A 23,897-nucleotide genomic window follows, 5' to 3' on the forward strand; every position below is an offset into this window, starting at 1 on the left:
TTTAATGCGTTAGAAATTAGATTTTTGAAATACAGAAAACAGTGTTTCACGTAGGACGCTCTAAAAATTAATTGATGCTCGCTTTGAACATTTTCAATTCGTCCCAAGTAAATTCATCACCATGCTTTTCTTTCAAACCGCTCAAAGATTCTTCTTGATAAAACTGAAAAGCTTCTCGCAAAGCCAAAATTTTATCATAAGGCAGAACATCGGTGATCTCAATTTTCTTCGACTGAATAAGTCTTATCAAATGGCCTTCGATAGTTTGAACGTTTAATTTACGCATCCTCGCAATATCTTCAACCGAATTTTTATCCATCCACAAATCGTAGGTTTCTTCGACTGTCGTTTTTTTAGCCGTTTTAAGCTCACTTTTCTCTGTCTTACCTGATTTGTATCGAACAACGGGTTCTTCTGTTCTAAAAATGTCTGTATTTGTCGTTTTCAGCTCTTCTCTAATCCTATCTGCTTTGTTGATTTTATAATTTTTAATATTTGGCGACGAAAGCTTTTCTTTACTGATTTCTTCACCGGCAACAACCACTTCGATCAATAACTTGGCTTTCATCAATCTCAAAACCGCTTTGGTCTGAAGATCTTCCAAAAAGTTAAGCTCTTCGTAGAACTCTTTTACTTTTTTAAATTTTTGAATTTCAGCCATTTTATAAATCAAATCATCCACCAATTTGTCCATCGCTTTGAAAAAATAATCGTAGGCCGCATCTACCCTTTCTTTCACAAAAAACAAATCGACCGTTTCTTTGATGAAAATTTTATTGAGTTGCGAAATGAATTTCTGCGAAGGATCTAAAAGCTGCTCGATAATTTCCATGCGTTTATGTGCCCACACCGCATGTTTCGTTTTTTCGGAACCTGCCGCATTTTCGTTATAACTGAAACGATGATTTCGCCATTCTTGCGCCAATTCTCCCCAATTAAAACTGTTTATCAAATAGTTATGAATAAAATTTTTAGTTTCGAAGTGAAGCGCTTTCTCCAAAGTTTCTTCTGTCGCTCTATTCAAAGCGTAATCCATCACATCTTGATCATTCGAAATACCATTCATCTGCATCGGAGAAAGCAAAATAAGCCCGTTTAAAGAACGCAAACGCGAAAGTGCTACATAGGCCTGCCCAGGCAGAAAAACTTGCGATACATCGAGCGCTGCTTTGTCAAAAGTCAAACCTTGGCTTTTGTGCACCGTAATGGCCCACGCCAACTTAATCGGGTAATGCGCAAAAGTTCCCAAAACCTCTTCTTCGATATCTTTGGTTTGTTCGTTGACTTTGTAACGGATATTTTTCCATTCGTACTTTTCTACTTCAAGCGTCATGTTCTCTTCTGGAAAGTGAACAAAGATTTCTTCGTCTGAAAGCGATTTGATTACACCCATCTTTCCGTTGAAATATCTCTTTTCAAAAGAAAGATCGTTTTTGACGAACATGATTTGCGCGCCGACTTTCAATTTCAGTTCTTCTTCGACAGGAAATATCTTTTCTGGAAAATCTCCCACCACAAATGGCGTATAAACGTATTCTTTACCATCTAAATCACTGATTGACTGTGAGTTGATAGAATCAGCTTTGGCATTATGCGTTGTAAGTGTGATATAGCCTTTGTTCTCTTTGAAGTCAAAATCTGGCTTAACATACTGATTTAGAATAGCTATGTCCTCGGGAGTGATCTGATTATTTCGCAAATTATTCAAAACCGAGATAAAAGCATCATCGGTCTGGCGATAGATCTTTGACAATTCAATGTAAATTGGCGGATACGTTTGGAGAACATGAGAATGAAAAAAGAATTTCCCGCGGTAGTAGTTTTTCAGCGTTCGCCATTCTTCATCACGAATAACCGGCGGCAATTGCAACAAATCGCCAATAAACAAAACCTGGACTCCTCCAAAAGGCTGTGTATTTCTTCGAACAGTCTGCATCATGAAATCGACCGCGTCCAACAAATCGGCGCGCATCATACTCACTTCATCAATCACAAGAAGCTCCATGTTTTTGATTACATTTCGCTTGACGTTATTCATCTTGAAATGACGTCGCAATGATTCTTTGTTTTCAAACTTCACTGTTTCGGTAAACTGAGCACTTCCTTCGTACGACGGAATAAATGCAGCAAACGGAAGTTGAAACATGGAATGGATTGTGACACCTCCAGCATTCAAAGCCGCAATTCCCGTAGGTGCAACAACCACAGTATTTTTATGCGTTGTCGCGATAATCTCGCGTAAAAGCGTAGTTTTTCCAGTACCTGCTTTTCCTGTAAGGAAAATAGATTTCTGGGTCTGATTAATGAATTGCAAAGTATAAGCTGCCGCTTCTGAAACGTTCTGCATTGGGCTTGTATTAAATAATAAAATTACCGCATTTTTATAAAAAGAAAAAACCTAAATCTTAGTGGATTTAGGTTTTCAGTAATTTAGTTAGTTTGGTAGTTTTTTATTTTTTTGCTTCGCCTTCTTTTGTTTCAGCTGCTGGTTTTGCATCTGCTTTTGGCTCTGCTTTGTATTTATCATTTAAAGCTTTGATAATTTCTTTTGTGATATCGTATTTCTCTTCAGCATACAAAATTGTTGCAGCATCTCCTGTTCCGTAGATGTAAGAGTAACCGTTTTTCTTTCCGTAATCTTTAATGAATTTTTTAACTCCACTAACAAGAGAATCCATCTCAACACCACTTTCTTGTTGCAATTGTTGAGCTAATGCTTGTTGTGCATAACCTAATTGCTGCTCTCTTTTTTGCAATTCAGCACCTCTTTGCTGTGCCCAAGCCTGACCATTTGCTTGTGCTTGGCTTTGAAAATTAGCAGCGTCTTGTTTAAAACGTGAAATCTCAGCTTGTAATTGTCTACCTTTTTCTTCCGCTTGAGCTTTGTACTTTGCCTCTAAATCTTTTGCCTCAGTGTATTCTTTCATCAAAACCGAAGTATCCACGTAAGCTGTTTTTACTTCCTTTACCTCTGCTGTTTTGTTACAAGAAACTGCGAAAACTGAAAGTGCGATAATAACTAATGCTTTTTTCATTTTTTTTAAATTCTATTTTTTAAGTATTGAAGACAAAAATATAAAAAAATCAATAGCATCAACATAAAGTTTAAAAAATGCGCAAAATTTATGATATTGTTTTTATTTATAGAAAAAAACATAGCCATAAACCAATGTTATCGCAATATTTTAGTTACTTTTTGTCTTGTTTTATATCAACTAAAAAAGCCATCTTGTCTTTTAGGGGCAAAATGGCTTTAGATGCTTTTTGTAATTTATTTGTTTTTCAAAACGTAAATATGCGATGAATACTCTTTTGTGTTTTTCGCTTTTAAATTTGATTTTAATCCAATGAAAAATGCTTTGATGTAATTCATCTTTCCTGTTTTGTATTTTTCGGATAAAAGGCTCACGTAAAATGAATCGAACTTCATTGGAAGTATCTTTTCTAATTTCATATCTACTCTTTCGAATAGCAATTGAATAGATTTTTTAGAAAAATGCCAAAAGTGAATTGGCACGTCATAAGCGGCCCAAAAAGTTTCATAATGACCCGCATCGAATGATTTGTAGTTTGGAACCGCAACAATTAATGTTCCAGTTGGTTTTAATAAACGCTTCAATTCTTGAATCTGAACCTCTAAATTTGGAACGTGTTCTAAAACATGCCACATGGTAATTACATCCAAAGAATTACTTTCTAAAGCGCTAGTTTCTTCTACAAATGAAATTCCTTTTTCTTTAGCAATATTTTTAGCACGATCGCTTGGTTCTACTCCAATGGTTTCCCAACCGTCATTTTTTGCTGTTAAAAGAAAATCTCCAGTTCCAGCACCAATATCCAAAAGTTTTCCTTTTTTTGGTTGCTGGCTATTGATTAGATTCAATTTATTCTTAAGCGCAATGTTTTTTACAAAATGATATGCTTTTTCAAATAACGAACGTTTGTTATCTGTATGCGAAATATAATCTTCGCTTTCGTAATATTTACCCAAATTTTGAAGTTCAGGTTGTGGTGAAGTAATTAGCATGTCTAATTCTTCATCATAATACAAATCAAAAATTTCTTTTGAAACAGAATGGTCTTTAACCGTAAGAAAGTGTTTTTTGTTTAAAACGTTCATTTTTTAATTTTATAGATATTTGGGTTTAATTTATAGCAAATCCTAAAAACGAAATTTTATCGCTTTTAGGATTTTTGTTTTTTTCTTTTATTTTTCTAAACTCTTTTTGATTTCTTCAAAATTGATAATTCAATACAATTGTAAATCTACTTTATTCATCCGCTTTACAAAATAATATCCTTTTCAAATCTGATTTTTCTTTACATCTGAAACCATTGATAATTCAAATTATTTCAAAAAATCACTCTTATTTCAGCAAAAGGTTTCACGTGGAACAGAAAACAATTTTAGATTTCAAACTTTAGATTTTAGATTTATTCTCAATTCTGAAATAAAAACCTAAAAGCACTATAGTTTCACGTGGAACATTCAAAAGTTTTTAGTCCCAGTTTACAGTCTCAGTAAAAACTGGAAGCTGAAAACTGAGACTGCAAACTTTTTTACCTTCCCATATAAATCAAAAGCACGGAAATATCACTTGGTGATACTCCGCTTATTCTTGAAGCTTGAGAAATAGTTACAGGACGGATCTTGCTTAATTTCTGTTTTGCTTCAATAGACATAGATTTAATTTTATTATAATCAAAATTGTCTGGAATTTTTACTTCTTCCAAACGATTTAATTTATCTGCATTATTTCTTTCTTTTTCGATATAACCAGAATATTTTACCTGAATTACGGCTTGCTCCACAATTTCTTCATCCAAATCATTTTCTTTGATATATGCTTCAACCTTTTCAAATTTCAACATATCTTCTAATTCAATCTGCGGACGAGAGAAAATCTTAAACATTTTATCTCCCTGAGAAATTGGCGCAGATTCTTTTGCTTCTAAAATCGGATTTGTTTCTGCAATCGTTACACTAGTTTCTTTGAAGAATTGAACCATCTTTTCAGATTCGTTCAATTTCTTTTCCATTCTTCGTAAACGGTCTTCAGAAGCTAAACCAATTTCATATGACATTGGAGTCAATCTGAAATCGGCATTATCTTGACGCAACAATGTTCTATATTCTGCTCTCGATGTAAACATACGATACGGCTCTTCTGTTCCTTTCGTAATCAAGTCATCAATTAGAACTCCGATGTACGCTTCATCACGTTTTAAAATCAATGGATCTTTTTCGTGTACTTTCAAGTGTGCATTTATTCCAGCCATCAAACCTTGAGAAGCTGCTTCTTCATAACCCGTCGTTCCATTAATTTGTCCAGCGAAATATAAACCTTCAACTAACTTTGTTTCCAACGTATGTTTCAATTGCGTTGGAGGAAAGAAATCATATTCGATTGCATAACCTGGTCTAAAAAATTTCACGTTCTCAAAACCTGCAACCGAACGAAGCGCTTTGAACTGGATATCTTCTGGAAGTGAAGTTGAAAATCCGTTTACGTAAACTTCGCAAGTATTCCATCCTTCTGGCTCAACAAATAATTGGTGACGTTCTTTATCTGCAAAACGATTTATTTTATCTTCAATCGATGGACAGTATCTTGGCCCTAAACTTTTAATTCTTCCGTTGAACATTGGAGAGCGATCAAAACCTTCTCTCAAAATATCATGAACATTCAACGAAGTGTACGTCATGTAACAAGAACGCTGATGCGTTAACGGAGAAGTCACATCTGAATAAGAAAACTTAGCTGGCTTAGCATCTCCTTTTTCTTCGTTCATTTTAGAATAATCTAAAGAACGTCCATCTACTCGAGGTGGCGTTCCTGTTTTCATTCTTCCAGCTTCAAAACCTGCTTTGATCAAATCTTCGGTAATTCCCGTTGCAGCACTTTCTCCTGCTCTACCTCCTCCGAATTGTTTTTCTCCGATATGAATTAAACCATTCAAAAAAGTACCATTTGTCAAAACCACAGATTTGGAACGAATCTCCACACCAAGTGAAGTTCTAATTCCTTTTATCTTTCCGTCTTCGATTATCAACCCTTTTACCATCTCTTGATAAAAATCAAGATTTGGAGTAGCCTCCAACATCATTCTCCATTCTTCTGCAAAACGCATTCTGTCACTTTGAACTCTTGGCGACCACATTGCTGGTCCTTTTGATTTGTTCAACATCTTAAACTGAATCGCAGTCTTATCAGAAACAATTCCTGAATATCCACCAAGCGCATCAATTTCACGAACGATCTGTCCTTTTGCAATTCCACCCATCGCAGGATTACAAGACATCTGTGCTATGTTCTGCAAACTCATTGTAACCAATAAAGTTTTCGATCCCAAATTTGCAGCCGCAGCCGCAGCTTCAGAACCAGCATGGCCTGCACCAACCACAATAACATCGTATTCTTCTAAAAACATTTTGTTTTATTATTCTCCAAAAACCGCTAACGCGGTTTCTAGAATTACTTTTATATTTTTCTTGTTCCACGTGGAACGCTTTTTTTAAATCTTCAATTTTAAAAATTCCAAATTCCAAAAACTGGAACCTTTAAATCAAAATGTTTCACGTGAAACATTTTAAACTTCCAAACTAGAACTTCCAAACTAGAACTTCCAAACTAGAACTTCCAAACTAGAACTCTCAAATCAGAACTCTCAAATCAGAACTCTCAAATCAGAACTCTCAAATCAGAACTCTCAAATCAGAACTCTCAAATCAGAACTCTCAAATCAGAACTTTCAAATCAGAACTTTCAAATCAGAACTTTCAAATCAGAACTTTCAAATCAGAACTTTCAAATCAGAACTTTCAAATCAGAACTTTCAAATCAGAACTTTCAAATCAGAACTCTCAAATCAGAACTCCGAAACAGAATCTTTACAATAAATGTTTCACGTGAAACATTTCTTAACTTCCATTCTAAACTTCCAAAAAACATTTTAAAATCATGTTCCACGTGAAACATCCTATTCCATTTTCTTTTAAATTCAAACTTAAAAAATCGTTCCACGTGGAACGATTTAATCTTCTATTCGAATTCTTTACATAAACGTTCCACGTGGAACGCTTTAAAATTCTTTTATTTTCTTCGGATATGTTTCACGTGGAACGTTATGAAAAGTTAAAAAACCCAAAACGTTTCACGTGGAACATATACGTTGAAAAGATGTTTAATTACTGTTCCACGTGAAACATCTTCATTTTCTCTTCCTCCTTCTGTCTCATTAATTGAGCCTCTTCGTCTGACTTATCTTTGTATCCACAGTAATGTAGTATACCATGAGATAGCACTCTTTTAAGTTCTTCAGCAAATGAAACATTGAAGTCTTTTGCATTGTCTGCAACACGTTCTACAGAAACAAAAATATCTCCATTTAACTCGTTACCAACCGTATAATCAAAACTGATAATATCAGTAAGAGTATCATGATCTAGATATTCAACATTGATTTTATGAAGATATTCATCATCACAAAATATATAATTGATTTCTCCTTCATTCTTGTTTTCAGAAACAATAACAGCACTAAGCCAGTCACTAAAAGCCTGCTCGTCTCCTAAAGTAAAATCTGTTTCGTAATTAAAATTTATCATTTTGTATTAAAGTATTCTTGAACTTTTTGATTAAAATTCGAGCGCAAAGGTAGTGATTGTCTGTTTAATATCTCTACACTGTTTAAATATTCCAATAGCGAACTTGGCAAAGCATTCGAACGATTAGTAAATTCAGCCTTATTAGTTTCAGATTGTCTTTGTGTATCTTGACCTTGTTGCTGAACTGCATTGTTTAATTTCCATAATTCTTGCTGAATATTTAATATACGTTGCAAGTTCTCATTCTTAAAACCCTTATTCAAAATCTGCTTTTCAGATTGCTTCATTTGATCTATTACAGATTTACCTTGAGAGTCTAAACCTTTCTTTGCTAACTCTTTTTGAAGAGCTTCTCTAAGCTTAACTTGCTCCTTGTAAATCTCCATTATAGCTTCAGCATCTCCTTCTCCATCTTCACCTTCATTACCGTTCTTCTCTCCTTTTCCATTCTTTCCATCCTTACCCGAAGAACCTTTATCTCCACTTTTGTTACCTTGTCCTTCTTTACCCTGACCATCTTTACCCTGTCCGTTTTGTCCTTGTCCAGACTTTCCATCTTTACCCTCTCCAGGTTTATCTCCGGGTTGCTGTCCAGGTTTCATACCTTCTTTCATCTTGTCAGCAAGACCTTTTTGTTTCTGAATAATATCTGGCAATTGCATTCCTTGTCCGTCACCTGGTTTAGGTTTCCCCGCTCCCGGTTTAGACATAGACATCTGCATATTATTCAATAAATCACTTAAGAAATCTGCTAACTTATTGGCAGATGAAACTGCGTATTGTTGGTGTGAAACTCCTCTTGGAATCTGTACATCGGTTAAAGTTTCAATAGCCTTGTCCATGTTATATTGTACATTTCCAATTTCTTTAGTAACGTCTTCTGCTACTTTAGGATTACGTAATGAAAGTGCAAACAAACTGTCATCAACATGTCTAAACTGTTGTTTTAAATTTTGCTGAATCTTGATGTTTTTTGTAAATGTAGAAGAACCTAATTTCATTGCTTTAAACTGTTTCATCACATCTTCTTGTGATAAAGAATAAGCTAAAAGATTATCCAGAATCTGACGAAGCATTGCTACATCTTCTTCCAATTGTTCTTGTTCACCACCTTCCATTTCACTCTGCATTTCCTGAGACATAGACTTCATTTTCTTCGCTGCACTTTTCTGTTTTGTTTTAGCAGTAGAAGTATTCTTTTTACTCAATTCTTCAGAAGCTTTATTCAAATCGTTCTCAACATCTTTTTCTTTAGAAGCGTCTGATGGGATATCCAAAGGTTTCTTCAAAGTCTTATTTTCCTCTTTCAAATCTTTTAAATCTTCCTGAATCTTATCAAAAGATTTATTGATTTCATCTTGCTTCTCTTTCGTATTTTCTTTCTCTTTATTCGATAACTGTTCCTGTTGTTCTGACAGTTTATTTAGTTTCTCTGCAACTTGTTCTGCTTTCTTCGAAACATAAAAACGCTTAGTTAACTCAACTAATTGCTCTAAATTACGAGATTGGTTTTTACTGATTTGTTTGAACTTTTCCATCTTATCAAACAGTTCTTCACTGTTTAATTTATCATTCAAGTTCTTCAACTCATCTAATAATTTCTGATTCTTTTCTAAATCTTTCTGCGCATTATCTAAGCGCTTTTGTAAATCTTCAGCAGTTTTATCTTTCTTATCGTCTTTAAACTTATCTAGATTCTGATTCATTTTTTCAGAAAACTGTTTCATCATTTCGTCCTGTTGTTTCTGACGTTTGATAAAATCATTAATCTTCTGCTGATCTTTAAACTCTAAATTATCTTTTTCTTTTCCAGTATTCTGAAGCTTATCCATTTCTGAAATCTGCTTCGTTTGGTTCTTTAAAGATTTAGATAAACTATTGATATTATTGTTTTGCTGTTGTAATTCTTGATCCTGAATTTCATCTGTTGTAGCTACGCGATCTGAAAATGTAGAAGACTTTGAAGACTTAAATCCGTGTGGTGCATCGTTATCAAAAACTTCAAAATAGTATTCGTATGAAACTCCTTCTTCTACCGGAAGGTTACTTGGAAAATTAAAAACAAATTGATCAAATACGCCAGCCTTCACAGGAATGTTTCCACGTTTAGCAGACTGAGGTTTGTTACGTTCATAGTATACAATTTGTAATTTAGAAAGTCCATAATCGTCACCCAATCTTCCTAGAATATAGGTCTTGTCTAGCTTCAAACTGTCTGGCGCTGGCCCCACATTTATAGTTGGAAACTGATCTTTGATTACAGACAGCTGATAATCTAGTTTTTCGTAGTTTTTAACCTTATCATTAGACGTAAGTATTTGATATTCGGTATTTTGACTTATACTTTTACTCAATTTAAAGTCATTTTCAACCTTATTGAACTTAAATACTTCATTATCTCTTTTCCATTCAATTTCTTGTGTAGATTTAGTATTCATTTTCCAAGTTACAGTTGTTCCTTCAGGTACAATTGCGTTTCCAGTTCCCTGAATTGTCTCTGATTTTTTCTTTAGATAAGAAGGAAAATTTAAAACCATTTCGAAGTTTGCAATAGATGGAACTGTGATTACTTTCAATTCATATTCTTCTGAAACAACTGAATTTCCTTCAAAAGAAAATTGAATATTATCAGCTGGTTTCTCTACTTTAAATTCAAACTTTCCAGGTTGAGAAGATTCCATAAAATAGCTTTCATCACCAATATGAATCATCACATTTTCTGGAACTACGTTTCCAACTGATTCCATTTTGATGACAAAATCTTTGTTTTGTTCAGCTTGCAAATTCGAATTCAAAACCACAAACTTGAAAGGAGCTGGTGGTAAAAAAGCAGAATTGAAATGCACTACTCTATTCAAACTTTGAGAAATAATATTGCTATTTCCAGAAATATAAAACACAGCAAAAAGCAAAATTGGTACTAAAGCTAATGGCAAATATTTTTTGTTAGCTTTAAAATTGATTGCATTTCCGAATGGAATTGGCTGCAGTGAATTTGCTTTTTGCTCAATTGAAGCTAGAACCAATTCTGAACTTTCTGAATTATTTTCAGAAGACAATTGCAAAAAGTTGGTAAGCTTATCACTCACTTCTGTAAAATGATTTCCAATAATTTTTGAAGCCTCAGTATAATCTATTCCCTTTTGAAGTTTGAATAACTTAAACAATGGAAAAAGAATTAAACGAACTAAAAGGAAAACTTCTACTCCAATAAATAACCAAAATAGAAAAGTTCTTCCTAATGGTTTTAACCAAAGAAAGTACTCCACAAAAAGCGTAAACAAAAAATATAACAATCCAAAACCGGTAAAAAGTAATATCCCTTTTATCAGTTCGTTGGTATAATATTTCTTAATGAAAGCCTCTAACTTTTGATATATTGCAGATGATGTTTTCAAAATAAATCCGTTTTAATTATAACCTATAAAAGTAGTAATTATAAAGATTCAAATTCCAAAAAATAAATTCCAAATTCCAAGTATTCACTGTGTTTGGAATTTGGAATTTTAAAAAATTCGGATTTATCTAAAGTTGTATCTTTGCAACAAAATTTTAAACAAATGTCAAAGCAAGTTCGTGTGCGTTTTGCACCAAGTCCGACTGGACCGTTACATATTGGCGGAGTTCGTACTGCCCTATTTAATTATCTATTTGCAAAGAAACATAATGGTGTTTTTTATCTGAGAATTGAAGATACAGATCAGACTCGTTTTGTTCCAGGTGCAGAGGCTTACATTATGGAAGCTCTTGAATGGTTAGGAATTGCTCCTGAAGAAACAGTTGGAAAAAATGAAAAATTTGGTCCATACAGACAAAGCGAACGTAAAGATTTATACCAACAATATGCAGATCAGCTGATAAATTCTGGTTGGGCATATTATGCTTTTGATACTCCAGAAGCTTTGGATGCACATAGAAAACAACACGAAGCTGAAGGAAAAACATTTATTTACAATCATCATAATCGTGAAAAATTAGATACTTCTTTAGTAATTTCTGCTGATGAAGTTTCTAAAAGAATTGCAAATGGCGAGCATTATGTAATTCGTTTTAAAACTCCAGTTGATGAAACTTTGCATTTGAAAGATATTATTCGTGGTGATGTTAAGTTTGAAACTAATCTTTTGGATGATAAAGTTTTGTTCAAAAGTGACGGAATGCCAACGTATCATTTAGCCAATATTGTTGATGATCATTTGATGGAAACTTCACATGTAATTCGTGGAGAAGAATGGTTGCCTTCTATGCCACTTCACGTTTTATTATACAAAGCATTTGGTTGGGAAGCTCCAGAATTTGCACACTTACCTTTGATTTTGAAACCAGTTGGAAATGGTAAATTATCAAAAAGAGATGGAGACAAAATGGGATTCCCTGTATTTCCTTTAGAATGGAAAACTGAAGAAGGTGTTTCATCTGGTTATAGAGAAAAAGGATTTTTCCCAGAAGCGGTTGTAAACTTCCTTGCTCTTTTAGGATGGAATGATGGAACAGACAAAGAATTATTCTCGTTAGAGGAATTAGCTCAATCTTTTGACTTGAACAGAGTTCACAAAGCTGGAGCAAAATTTGATCCTGAGAAAAACAAATGGTTCAATCACCAATATTTAATAAAACAAAATGATGCAGATTTAGCGAAAACCTTCTCTCCTATTTTGGAAGAAAAAGGCATTGATGTTTCTAAATATGATCTAACTAGAATTGTTTCGTTGATTAAAGAAAGAGCAAACTTTGTTTCTGAATTTTGGGATTTGACTGATTTCTTTTTCCAAGCACCAACATCTTATGATGAGAAAGCAAGTAAAAATTGGAAAGAAGAAACTCCAACTTTAATGCAGGAACTGATTTCTGTTTTAGAAAATATTGAAGATTTTACTTCTGCAAATATTGAAGCAATCGTGAAAGATTGGTTAACTAAAAACGAAATCGGAATGGGTAAAGTAATGCAACCTTTCCGTTTAAGTTTGGTTGGAGCACTTAAAGGTCCTCACCTATTTGACATTGCTGAAATCATAGGAAAAGAAGAAACTATTTCTAGAATTCAGAAAGCAATTTCTACTTTATAAAAATATTTTTACCATTAAGATATTAAGAAAATTAAGCTCAACTTAATGGTAAAAAAAGAACGTTTTTTAAGTTCATAAAGCTTAATTCTCTTGACAAAGTTTTGACTTAATTATCTTAATGCCTTTAATGGTTCAAAAAAATTAAACGCTAAGTAACATCTACAAAATGTTCTTAGCGTTTTTTTAATGTTTGATAATTTCTTTTTAGAAGAATTTTCGTAATTTACCAGAATCATAAATATAAATTACAAAATCATGAGTACAGCATTTATTATCTTTTTAGTATTGGCATTCTTCATTTTCATGTCGTCGTTCTTTACTGTAAAACAGCAATCGTCTGTTATTATCGAACGATTTGGAAAATTCCAGAGTGTTAGAAATTCAGGATTGCAACTTAAAATTCCGATGGTAGATAGATTGGCCGGAAGAGTGAATCTCAAAATTCAGCAATTAGATGTTATCATCGAAACTAAAACTAGAGACAACGTTTTCATTAAAATGAAAGTCTCAGTTCAGTTCAAAGTGATTCAAGATAAAGTGTATGAAGCATTTTACAAATTAGAATATCCGCATGATCAGATTACTTCTTATGTATTTGACGTAGTTCGTGCTGAAGTTCCGAAACTAAAATTGGATGACGTTTTTGAAAGAAAAGATGATATTGCAGTGGCAGTAAAACGTGAATTGAACGAGGCAATGTCAACTTACGGATATGATATCATCAATACTTTGGTTACTGATATTGATCCAGATATTCAGGTAAAAAATGCAATGAACAGAATCAACGCTGCCGATAGAGAAAAAACCGCTGCTGAATTTGAAGCTGAAAGTTCAAGAATTAGAATCGTTGCAAAAGCAAAAGCCGAAGCTGAAAGTAAACGTTTACAAGGACAAGGTATTGCAGATCAGCGTCGTGAAATTGCAAGAGGTTTGGTTGAAAGTGTTGAAGTTTTGAACCAAGTTGGAATCAACTCTCAAGAAGCTTCTGCCCTAATTGTAGTTACTCAGCATTATGATACTTTACAATCTATTGGATCTGATACAAACTCAAACTTAATTCTTCTTCCAAATTCTCCACAAGCTGGAAGCGATATGTTGAATAACATGGTTGCATCATTTACAGCTTCAAACCAAGTTGGCGAAATGATGAAAAAAGGAAACAAGAAAATTGAAAAACCAAAACCAACTCACAGACAATCTGGCTACGAAGATGATATTCAACCAGATGTTCAACAATAATTTAAAAATAAAAAAGAGGCTTAATCGCCTCTTTTTCTATTTATGAACCAACCTATTACATACGGTAAAATGGTCTGGATAATTTTTACATAAGAATTTGAAAAGTAATCTGTGTAAGATGAAATGAACCCATTTACAATATTTTGCGGTGTGATACTTTCCTTTGTTTTCTGAAAACTCAAAACCAATTTCTGATAATTGATTTCTTTTTCCAATTTCAAAATTTCTAGATCTCTTTCAATCTCAGCATACGAAGAGTATTTTTTTCTTTCCATAATTAATCATTAAAAAAGATTTCTGAAAATTTCTCCAAGATTGGCCCTTCAACAAATTTGTCTTTTATAAAGAAAAGCAAAATAGTTATTACCAAATAGATTCCTCCTACTGTCAAAAATCCGAGAGCATTACTTTCAAACAAAGAACCAAAAGCATACGCTGCGGCAAAAGATCCAAAAATCATTACCATACTAAAACACAATAAAATCAAAGTAAACTTAAAGATTAAAGTTGTCGATTTCATTGCAACCTTAAAACCCCAAAGTTTATAATAAGCTAAATGACTTTCAATGTATTCTTTAGCCTGATCCTGAACTTTTTCAGTGTTTTCTTTTAATTCTTCAAAAGCCATAATTAAAATTTTAAATAAAAAAAGCACAATACTTTCTTATAAAAATAAGCAAGTAATGTGCTTTATAAAAATATTATTTCTGAAGTTTAGCGTTATTCGCTTTTAGTTCAGCAAGTTTACTTTCTAAAAAAGTGATCACTTCTTCTGTTTTGTAACTCATATTTGAAAGTAAATCTTCATACGTTCCGTCTAAGTTTTTCTTTGCATGAGCAAACTTTTCACGTAAAACTTCTGAACTTGCATCAAATGAATCTTTCAGATTATGTTTCGCATCATCTAAACCTTCTTTGATTTTTGCTCGAGTTTTAGATCCTTTATCTGGTGCAAATAAAATTCCGATTGCCGCTCCTGCAGCTGCTGCAGCTAAAATTGCTGCTGCTGTATTTAAATTTTTAGACATGATAGTTACAATTTTAAATTATTAATAAAGATACTCTTTTTTAAAATGATAAAACTTTGATTAATTGTAATTTACAAAAAATTAACAATATTATTAATACACATAAGCTACAGCTTCGTACTTACCATCTGCTTTTTCAACAATGCTAACAAATGGGTAACCATTTGAAGCCGATTTAGATTTAATTCTCATAGCAGTCTGGTTCTGATTTGCAATTGGCGGTTCACCTTTTGTCCTTGTTGAGACTCCTGTAAAACTAGCTGCTTGTTTCAGTCCTATTGTTTTGTCTTGCGGAAGAACAGTTACCATTTTGTAATCGTCTTTTGAATCAACTACTATTTTATCAGAAACTTTCTGAGTTTGTTTTGTTTCTTTATTTGTAATAGATGAAACTGCATATTTACTGATTTTGATTTCTTCAGAACTTCCATTCAAAGAATAATAAACAAAACCATTTTCGTTTTTAATAAAATTTACATCAAGCTGTTCTCCGTTGTGTTTTGTAATTTGATGAGTTTGAGAAATTGCAACATTTGCAAATAATAATGCTAGTGTGAAATATAAAATTTTCATGATAAATTAGATTTAAATTAAAAATTGTCAGACCTGAAATTTAAAAACTAAACTTTCACTCAAATTCAACATTATGGTATTTTGTACATTATGACACAATTTGAAAAAATATCTTTTACGGGAAATATTATCAGAATTCCATCATAATAAAAATGCGAACATAAAATTGTCTTTTTAGGAAATCAGTTTTGAAAATCTATTATTATAAAAATTACGAGTTTCTAAAAACAATAAATTTCAACTTAGATTCTTTTCGGCAAATTTTAATTTTTTACAAAAATCATCTCTGACTTTTGGTATTGAGTTAAAAATAGCAGTTTTATAAACAATTGTGTGTTAACAACCCGTTAAACTGACTAAAATAACAGTAAAAACTAAAATAAAGACCATAAATAAACAATAATTCAAAAAATGAGTTATCTATCAATTCAATTAAAAAAACGTCTTAAAATCAATTTATGAAGGTTAAAATCAATCTATAAAAACTATTATTTTTATATTTTAAATCAATTATATAAATAATAATTAAAAACTAAACTTTTAAAAAAGTAATAATAAAAACTTATAACTACAATATTAAAATCAAAGGCTATAAAAATAATAAAAAACTATAGTTTTAAATTCTATAGTCAGTTTTCTAAATAATAATTATAATCTAAATTTTAAGTTATAATAATAATTAAAACTTATAATTATAAAAATTGAAGTCAAAAATTTAAAAAAATAAGAAAAAACTTTAATTTTAGTTTTTTAGAAGAAAATTGGAACTAAAAAAAGCAAAAAATTAAAATAAAGAATTTTAAGGAATGAAAAACAAAAAAAGGTCTTCTCTACTCGACTATTTTTTATATTAGCTTAAATATAATTTATGAAAGCCAATTTTAATTTATAAAATAAATTAAAATCATAAAAATAATAGATTTTATAAATAATAAATATAAATAATTAATCATATAAAAAACATCAATTAAAACTATATAATAAAGTTTGATAGGAAAAATTGGGACCAAAAAAAGACTAAAATTAAAATAAAGCTTCTAAACAGACGAAAACTAAAAAAATGAATTCCTTATCCAACATATTTTTATTTTCTATTAAAATCAATTTATGAAAGTCACTTTTAATCTATAAAAACTATAAAATTACTAATTTTAATAGCTAATCTATATAATAAAAAAAAGCGCTTATAAAAGCGCTTTTCATAAATTAAGTTGATATTACTTCTTCACCATTTCAGAAAGAATTTCAATTTCTCTTTCAGAAGCATTTTTTGGTGGATTTGAATATAATTTTAAAATTTCATCTGAAAACTGATTTCTCAAATCTTCACTTTCAATATCTCTTAAATTCAAAAGTGCTTTTGATCTAACATAAGTCGATTCACTTTTTAGAGACATTGAATATAATTTCTTAATATCTTCTTCTTCAAAATCTGTAGATTTCCAATTTGAATATTTCAAAATAAACTGAGAAAACAACAGCGAAGCCTTATTATTGTTGATATTCTTCTTTAAAGAATTCTGCAAAAGTGAAAAAGTAGAGATGTTTTTAATGTTCTCTCCTATCGCACTTTCAATTGCAATTCTTTCAGCTTTAGTCTCAACTTTAAAATATTTGTTGATATCTTTCAAAGAATTATTGATGCTGTTTTCTTCTTTTTTACCTTTTTCTTCCCAAGCATCTTTCAATCCAACAGTCTTGTTAAATACTAATTTTGAAGGAGTTGAGTCTTTATCAACAGTAAAATAACCTAAACGTTGAAACTGGAATTTATCTTCATTTTGAGCTGTTGATAAACTTGGTTCAACATATCCAGTAACAATTTCTAATGAATTTGGATTCACAAAATCTAAGAAATTTTTCTCTTTATAACTGTCCGGTGCTTCATCTGTAAACAAACGATCGTACAAACGAACTTCTGCTTCTAATGCATGCTGAATTGAAACCCAATGTAAGGTTCCAGATACTTTTCTTTGGCTTGCTTCAGTTCCGCTTCCGCTTAAAGAATCTGTATCATACGTTACATGAATTTCTGTAATATTTCCGTTTTCATCTTTTACAACTGATTCACCTTTAATGATATAAGCATTTTTAAGACGAACTTCTTTTCCTAAAGTCAAACGGAAAAATTTAGCTGGAGCTTCTTCCAAAAAGTCTTCTCTTTCTATATATAATTCACGAGAAAAAGGTACTTTTCTGAAACCTGCATTTTCATCTTCTTGATTATTTTCAGCTTCCAACCACTCTTCTTTTCCTTCTGGATAATTTGTAATTACCAGTTTTACAGGATCTAAAACAGCCATTACACGAGGTGCAATTTTGTTCAAATCTTCACGAATACAAAATTCTAAAACCGATACATTAATCAAATTATCACGTTTTGCAATACCAATTGTATTGGCAAAATTACGCAAAGAAGCAGCTGTATAACCACGTCTTCTTAATCCAGAAATTGTTGACATTCTTGGATCATCCCAACCTTTAACATGCTTTTCTTTAACCAGTTGCTGTAATTTTCTTTTACTAACAACAGTATGTGATAAGTTACGTCTAGCAAATTCTCTTTGTTTTGGACGAAGTTTATTTTCATCTAAAATCTGATCTAAAAACCAATCGTATAATTCACGGTGAGGCAAGAATTCTAGTGTACAAAATGAGTGAGAAATTTGCTCTAAATAGTCACTTTGTCCATGTGCCCAATCGTACATTGGATAGATTTTCCAAGCATCTCCAGTTCTGTGGTGATGTTTGTGTAAAATTCTGTACATGATAGGATCACGCATTAACATGTTTGTTGATTTCATGTCAATTTTTGCACGAAGAATATGTGTACCAGCCTCAAATTCACCGTTTTTCATTCTTTCGAATAAATCTAAGTTTTCTTCAACAGAACGATTTCTGTATGGACTATCAGTTCCTGGAGTTGTTGGAGTTCCTTTCTGGATCGCCATTTCTTCAGAAGTCTGACTGTCAACATAAGCTTTATCTTTCTTAATTAAAAAAACTGCCCAATCATACAATTGTTGGAAATAATCTGATGCATAACATTCTTCTGCCCATTTGTAACCCAGCCATTCTACATCTTTTTTAATAGCATCAACAAATTCCTGTTCTTCTTTTTCAGGGTTTGTATCATCAAAACGTAAATTCACAGGAGATTGATAATCAATTCCTAAACCAAAATTTAACGCAATAGAACTTGCATGCCCAATGTGTAAATAACCATTAGGTTCTGGTGGAAAACGAAAGCGAAGTTTAGTATTTGAAAGACCCGATTTTACGTCTTCCTCTATGATTTGTTCAATAAAATTGAGTGATTTCTCTTCTGATGCCATTATTTTATAGTAATTTTAGCAAAGATAAAAAAGTTTATAGTTTATAGTTTATGGTTTATGGTTTTCTTTGGAAACTTACTGAAAACATGAAACGTTAAAGCTAAAACCTAAGATTAATTTATTTAGTACTTTTGTATAAATATTCAGAATTATGAGACAATTAACTGTTACAATTCCAGACGATTTTTACGAAACTTTTATTAGTTTTTTTAAACATATTCCAGATGTTTCTATAGATGAAAATGTTGAGAATGAAATTCCATTTTGGCAGCAAGAAATGGTTTTAGATCGTATAAAAAATGCTAAACCAGAGGATTATCTTCCTATAGAAGATGCCTTAAAAGAGTTAGATAAAAAATGGCTTTAGAAGAAAATTATAAAACCATAATTCTTCAAAGAGCAAAACTAGAAGTAGATGAAACAGCTTTTTATTATGAATCTATAAGAAAAGGCTTGGGCAAATTATTTTATAAAGAGTTTAAAAACTATGCTTTAACGTTAAAAACTATACCTTTTTTCGAGGAAAAATACAATATTGTCCGTACATTACCTTTAAAGAAATTTCCTTATACCATTCACTTTACAGTTGATGAAATAGAAAAAATTGTTTCTATCCAAGCTGTAACATCCAATTACCAAGATCCAAATACTACAAGAATAAAATTATAAAAATGGGAGTTATTAAACTGAAAAATATCCGCACTTTTTCTTACCACGGATGTTTAATTGAAGAAGGAAAAATTGGATCTGATTATACGGTTGATCTAAAAATTAAAACCAATTTACAGAAATCAGCAGAAACAGATCATCTTTTAGACACTGTTGACTACGTACATTTGAACAAAATTGTGACGGAAGAAATGGCAATTCGTTCGCATTTATTGGAACATGTAGCCAAAAGAATCAATATTCGTGTGCTGGCAGAGATAGAAATGATAGAAAAAACCACTGTTTGGGTTTCTAAAATAAATCCTCCTATTGGTGGTGATGTTGAGTCAGTTACTATAAAAATGACGGAAATTAGAAAGTAATCACTGCAATTAAATCTGTATTTTTTTAAAATAGTTCATTCGAAACTTTTGAAATTTAAAGATTTTAGTTACTTTTGCCAACCGTTCAAGTAATGGCGTCGTGGCCGAGCGGCTAGGCTGGGCTCTGCAAAAGCTCCTACTCCGGTTCGAATCCGGACGATGCCTCAAAAAGAGATACAGAAATGTGTCTCTTTTTTTTTTTATATATCTAATTTTCTACAATCTTGTCATTTCGACGAAGGAGAAATCTCCACGAGAAGCTCTACAAAGATTGGATAATTGTTGCGGAGTTAATTGTGGAGATTTCTCCTTCGTCGAAATGACAAGCTGTTGTCAATCAACTTTGACAAAGTTCTAAACTAACAGTTATAAACACAAAAAAACCTCTGAAATTCAGAGGTTTAATTTTATAATATTGAGTTATTAACAACTACTTCTTCTCTATTCTTTCAAAAGCATTTTTAACCATTTCCTTTTCTTTAGGAAACCATCCTTGAATTACTAAAGCAAATCCGAAAACCATTAAAACAACGCTAATTCCTTTTTTAATTTTAAGAATATTTGTTGGAGTCATTTTTGATTTTAACTGTTTGGCTAATAAAATCTTAGCGCAATCAATTAATAAATAAGTGATAATTACAGCAGTAAAAAATGTCATCATTCTTGGAGTCTGCATATCTAATTTTGGTCCTACTGAAATAATAACAGCAAGCCAAAAACCGAGAACTCCAATGTTGATAACGTTCAGTAAAAAGCCTTTTACAAATAAACTACCATAGTTTCTTTTTAGAATATCACGATCAATTTCTTCATCGTTTATTTTTTCTTCTTTCTTTAGTTTTACAAATGAAATAATACCGTAAGAAAGCATAATTATTCCTCCAAAAATAAAAAGCGCTGGATCGTCTTTTAAACTGGAAATGAGTCTATAACTTCCAAGATAAGCAATAGCAATAAAGAAAATATCTCCTAAAACTACGCCTAAATCAAAAACAATTGCAGCTCTAAATCCTTTTGTAATGCTGGTTTCTAATAAAACAAAAAATACTGGGCCAACCATAAAACTAAGAACAAGTCCCCAGGGAAGTCCCGCTAGAATATCATTAATCATCAATTACTACTTGTTATTTTACTTCTTCTATTTTACCACCAAAAACAGTTTTCTGGTTTATTTGCTTTGGTTTTCCATAAATGTAAATAGAGCCTCCTGCGCTCACTTTTGCATCGACAAGGGTAGAAGCATTAACATCAGCTTTTCCTCCCGCAGAAACGCTTACAGTAGTCTGAGACGTGCTAAGTTTACTTGCTAGTAAATATCCTCCAGCTCCTAAACTTGCATCTTGATTCGCAGCTTTTCCTGTTAATGTAATTTTACCTCCAGAAACTGAACTTACTTTTAGTTTATCAACATCCAAATCAACATTTATAAGACCGCCTTCCTGAGCACTCACTTTAAAAGAAGTTGCTTTGATGGCTTCACTACTCTTCACTTCTGCTCCTTCATTAACATCAATCAATTCTATATGTTTGTAATACAGAGTTATATCAAGATCATTTCCTGAAAGAAGTTTTGGAAAAGGCATTCTTAGTTTCAAAATACCATTTTTATTAACAGCTTCAACTTCTGCCTCTCTTGTTCCTTTTATTACAATTTTATTCTCAGATCCTTGAACTAATTTTACACTTAATTTATCAAATACTTTTACGGTATCAAAATCTCCCAACTGTTTGGTAACCTGACCAAAAGACATTTGTACAAATAAAATTGCTGCTCCTATAATTAGCTTTTTCATACTTTTATTTTTAAATTAATATTTATTCTGCTCGTCTTAAAAAATGAAAATCCAATTGTTTTTTCACTAAGTCGGCATTTTTTACTTTCACATAAATTTCATCTCCCAATTGCAATAAACGGTTTGAATTAGCACCAACCAATGCATATTGTCTTTCATCAAAAGTATAGTAATCTTCTTTTATTTCTCTGATTCTTACCATTCCTTCGCATTTATTAGAAACGATTTCAACATAAATTCCCCATTCAGTAACACCAGAAATAACTCCAAGGAATTCTTCGTCTTGATGATCCTGCATGTATTTAACCTGCATGTATTTAATACTGTCACGCTCAGCATTTGTTGCTAAGTTTTCCATGTTTGAACAATGCAAACATTTCGTTTCATAAGTTTCTTCGTCTACAGAAGCTCCTCCATCTAGATAATACTGCAGCAAACGGTGTACCATAACGTCTGGATAACGACGAATTGGCGATGTAAAATGGCTATAATAATCAAAAGCTAAACCATAATGACCAATATTATCAGTCGAATATTTGGCTTTGCTCATACTTCTAATAGCAAGAGTATCAATAAGATTTTGTTCTTTCTTACCGTTTACTTCTTCCATCAAAGCATTAATAGATTTTGCTATATCGCCTTTTGTTCTAAAATCAATTTTATAACCAAACTTAGCAATTACAGTTTGCATTGCAATTAACTTATCTTCATTTGGTTCATCGTGAATACGATAAACAAAGGTTTTCTTTTGTTTACCAATGTATTCAGCCACTTTTCTATTGGCTAAAAGCATGAATTCTTCGATCAAATGATTCGCATCTTTTGATATTTTGAAATATACTCCTTCTGGTTCTCCTTCTTCATTAAGATTGAACTTCACTTCCACTTTATCAAAAGAAATAGCACCTTGCTGCATTCTTTTCTTTCTTAAAATCTTAGCTAATTCATCTAGTTTTAAAGTAGCTTCAACAATTTCATCTGAAACCACATAAGATTCTCCAGTAATAGAAATATCAACCGGAATCGTATTATTTCCTTTTGTTTCAATAATATGCTGAGCCTCTTCGTAAGCAAAACGCTGATCTGAATAAATCACAGTTCTTCCAAACCATTGGTTGATAACCTGTGCCGTTGGAGAAACTTCAAATACGGCAGAGAAAGTATATTTCTCTTCATTTGGTCGAAGAGAACAAGCAAAGTTAGACAACACTTCTGGAAGCATTGGCACTACTCTATCAACCAAATAAACCGAAGTAGCTCTTTGGTATGCTTCATCATCTAAGATTGTTCCTTCTTCCAAATAATACGAAACATCGGCAATATGAATTCCAATTTCGAAGTTTCCGTTTTCTAACTTTTTGAAAGACAAGGCATCATCAAAATCTTTTGCATCTTTTGGATCTATCGTAAACGTAAGCGTATCACGCATATCACGACGTTTTTCAATCTCAGATTCCTGAATCGAAGTATCTAGTTTTTGTGCAAAAACTTCTACTTCAACAGGAAAATCTGCTGGCAAACCATATTCAGCCAAAATAGCATGAATCTCAGTATTATGTTCTCCAGGTTTTCCTAAAACTCGAATTACAGATCCAAACGGACTATCGGCCCTTTTTGGCCAGTCTTCAATCTTAACCAAAACAACATCACCGTTTTCTGCTTCACCAATTTTATCTTTAGGGATAAAAATATCGGTATACATTTTAGGATTTGCGGTAGAAACAAAAGCAAAATTTGGCTGCATATCAATTACACCTACAAACTCTGTTTTATCTCTTTCTATAACTTCAATTACTTCACCTTCAGGTCTTTTTCCTTTTCTTCTGTTATAAACGTAAACTTTTACTTTGTCTTTGTCTAAAGCACGATTCAAATTATTGGTCGGAATAAAAACATCTTCTTCAAACTCGTCACAAATAAAATATGCCGTTTTTCTGCTCGTCATATCTATTGTTCCTTCGTAGTAATCCTGGCTAATGGCTTTTACTAAATATTTTCCAGGTTCTGTTTCTATGATTTTCTTCTGAGCTGCCAGAATCTTTAGATCTTTTATAATCTGATTTCTGCTTTTTGTATCATCAAGTTCTAGCTTTGCTCCTATCTGTTTGTAATTGAATGGCTTATTAGCATTTTGCGATAAAATCTTCAGGATCTTCCCAGAGAAATCTTTCTCTTTTTTTATCGGCTTTCTAATTTTCTTACTCATATATCTTTTCTAATAAG

At 32.0% G+C, this 23,897-nt stretch carries 19 protein-coding genes and 1 tRNA gene; 6 read left to right on the forward strand and 14 right to left on the reverse strand.

The window, feature by feature from the left end; genetic code table 11:
* Positions 1–67: 67 nt before the first annotated feature.
* The 6 genes from PQ463_RS17880 to PQ463_RS17905 all read right to left on the reverse strand — a co-directional run bounded on the left by PQ463_RS17880 (position 68) and on the right by PQ463_RS17905 (position 11,007).
* On the reverse strand, positions 68–2,347 hold the full coding sequence (locus PQ463_RS17880; RefSeq protein ID WP_274254840.1) for a helix-turn-helix domain-containing protein: 2,280 nt from the start codon (positions 2,345–2,347) through the stop codon (positions 68–70).
* 103 nt (positions 2,348–2,450) lie between these two features.
* Positions 2,451–3,035, reverse strand: coding sequence for an OmpH/Skp family outer membrane protein (locus tag PQ463_RS17885; protein ID WP_066033199.1), 585 nt, complete (start codon positions 3,033–3,035; stop codon positions 2,451–2,453).
* 236 nt (positions 3,036–3,271) lie between these two features.
* Positions 3,272–4,120, reverse strand: coding sequence for a class I SAM-dependent methyltransferase (locus tag PQ463_RS17890; RefSeq protein WP_274254841.1), 849 nt, complete (start codon positions 4,118–4,120; stop codon positions 3,272–3,274).
* 440 nt (positions 4,121–4,560) lie between these two features.
* On the reverse strand, positions 4,561–6,432 hold the full coding sequence (gene mnmG / locus PQ463_RS17895) for a tRNA uridine-5-carboxymethylaminomethyl(34) synthesis enzyme MnmG (RefSeq protein ID WP_111377752.1): 1,872 nt from the start codon (positions 6,430–6,432) through the stop codon (positions 4,561–4,563).
* Positions 6,433–7,189: 757 nt separating this feature from the next.
* Positions 7,190–7,609, reverse strand: a complete 420-nt coding sequence (gene ybeY / locus PQ463_RS17900) for an rRNA maturation RNase YbeY (RefSeq protein WP_274254843.1) — start codon at positions 7,607–7,609, stop codon at positions 7,190–7,192.
* On the reverse strand, positions 7,606–11,007 hold the full coding sequence (locus PQ463_RS17905) for a DUF4175 family protein (RefSeq protein WP_274254844.1): 3,402 nt from the start codon (positions 11,005–11,007) through the stop codon (positions 7,606–7,608). Before PQ463_RS17905 ends, ybeY begins: the two co-directional genes overlap by 4 nt.
* 162 nt (positions 11,008–11,169) lie before the next feature.
* On the opposite strand from PQ463_RS17905, the gene gltX reads away from it, so the two are divergent.
* Together gltX and PQ463_RS17915 are read left to right on the forward strand one after the other, a co-directional pair.
* On the forward strand, positions 11,170–12,675 hold the full coding sequence (gene gltX, locus PQ463_RS17910) for a glutamate--tRNA ligase (protein WP_274254845.1): 1,506 nt from the start codon (positions 11,170–11,172) through the stop codon (positions 12,673–12,675).
* Between the two features lie 255 nt (positions 12,676–12,930).
* Positions 12,931–13,914 (forward strand): SPFH domain-containing protein, encoded by a 984-nt coding sequence (locus PQ463_RS17915; protein WP_274254846.1) that lies wholly within the window; start codon positions 12,931–12,933, stop codon positions 13,912–13,914.
* A gap of 20 nt (positions 13,915–13,934) precedes the next feature.
* Here PQ463_RS17915 and PQ463_RS17920 read toward each other — a convergent pair whose 3' ends face one another.
* From PQ463_RS17920 to PQ463_RS17940, 5 genes are all read right to left on the reverse strand, one after another.
* Positions 13,935–14,189: a DUF6327 family protein gene (locus tag PQ463_RS17920; protein WP_111378724.1), complete on the reverse strand. Its 255-nt coding sequence runs from the start codon at positions 14,187–14,189 to the stop codon at positions 13,935–13,937.
* 2 nt (positions 14,190–14,191) lie between these two features.
* The gene (locus PQ463_RS17925; protein ID WP_198855072.1) at positions 14,192–14,542 is read right to left on the reverse strand and encodes a competence protein; all 351 of its coding nucleotides are present in this window, start codon (positions 14,540–14,542) and stop codon (positions 14,192–14,194) included.
* Positions 14,543–14,615: 73 nt separating this feature from the next.
* Positions 14,616–14,942, reverse strand: a complete 327-nt coding sequence (locus PQ463_RS17930; RefSeq protein ID WP_111422885.1) for a YtxH domain-containing protein — start codon at positions 14,940–14,942, stop codon at positions 14,616–14,618.
* Positions 14,943–15,035: 93 nt separating this feature from the next.
* Positions 15,036–15,515, reverse strand: coding sequence for a hypothetical protein (locus tag PQ463_RS17935; RefSeq protein ID WP_111422887.1), 480 nt, complete (start codon positions 15,513–15,515; stop codon positions 15,036–15,038).
* A 1,217-nt stretch (positions 15,516–16,732) separates the two neighbouring features.
* Positions 16,733–18,850 carry a glutamine--tRNA ligase/YqeY domain fusion protein gene (locus tag PQ463_RS17940; protein ID WP_274254847.1) on the reverse strand — a complete coding sequence of 706 codons (2,118 nt, stop codon included), beginning with the start codon at positions 18,848–18,850 and terminating at the stop codon, positions 16,733–16,735.
* A 151-nt stretch (positions 18,851–19,001) separates the two neighbouring features.
* Between PQ463_RS17940 and PQ463_RS17945 the strand changes: the two genes are divergently transcribed.
* The 4 genes from PQ463_RS17945 (at position 19,002) to PQ463_RS17960 (ending at position 20,046) form a co-directional block, all read left to right on the forward strand.
* A complete protein-coding gene (locus PQ463_RS17945) occupies positions 19,002–19,217 on the forward strand; it encodes a hypothetical protein (protein ID WP_274254848.1) in 216 nt (71 codons plus the stop codon).
* Positions 19,208–19,519: a hypothetical protein gene (locus tag PQ463_RS17950; RefSeq protein ID WP_111378730.1), complete on the forward strand. Its 312-nt coding sequence runs from the start codon at positions 19,208–19,210 to the stop codon at positions 19,517–19,519. Before PQ463_RS17945 ends, PQ463_RS17950 begins: the two co-directional genes overlap by 10 nt.
* A 2-nt stretch (positions 19,520–19,521) precedes the next feature.
* Positions 19,522–19,881 carry a dihydroneopterin aldolase gene (folB, locus tag PQ463_RS17955; RefSeq protein ID WP_125718486.1) on the forward strand — a complete coding sequence of 120 codons (360 nt, stop codon included), beginning with the start codon at positions 19,522–19,524 and terminating at the stop codon, positions 19,879–19,881.
* A 94-nt stretch (positions 19,882–19,975) separates the two neighbouring features.
* Positions 19,976–20,046 (forward strand) — tRNA-Cys (locus PQ463_RS17960).
* A 265-nt stretch (positions 20,047–20,311) separates the two neighbouring features.
* Here PQ463_RS17960 and PQ463_RS17965 read toward each other — a convergent pair.
* The 3 genes from PQ463_RS17965 to rnr are packed head-to-tail and all read right to left on the reverse strand — an operon-like array spanning position 20,312 to position 23,880.
* A complete protein-coding gene (locus PQ463_RS17965; protein ID WP_111378732.1) occupies positions 20,312–20,992 on the reverse strand; it encodes a LysE family translocator in 681 nt (226 codons plus the stop codon).
* 13 nt (positions 20,993–21,005) lie between these two features.
* Complete coding sequence (locus PQ463_RS17970) at positions 21,006–21,674, reverse strand: head GIN domain-containing protein (protein ID WP_274254849.1); 669 nt, start codon at positions 21,672–21,674, stop codon at positions 21,006–21,008.
* Positions 21,675–21,696: 22 nt separating this feature from the next.
* Positions 21,697–23,880, reverse strand: coding sequence for a ribonuclease R (gene rnr / locus PQ463_RS17975; protein ID WP_274254850.1), 2,184 nt, complete (start codon positions 23,878–23,880; stop codon positions 21,697–21,699).
* Between the last annotated feature and the right edge of the window lie 17 nt (positions 23,881–23,897).

Origin of the sequence: Flavobacterium sp. KACC 22763, assembly GCF_028736155.1 — a bacterium.
Lineage (GTDB): Bacteria > Bacteroidota > Bacteroidia > Flavobacteriales > Flavobacteriaceae > Flavobacterium.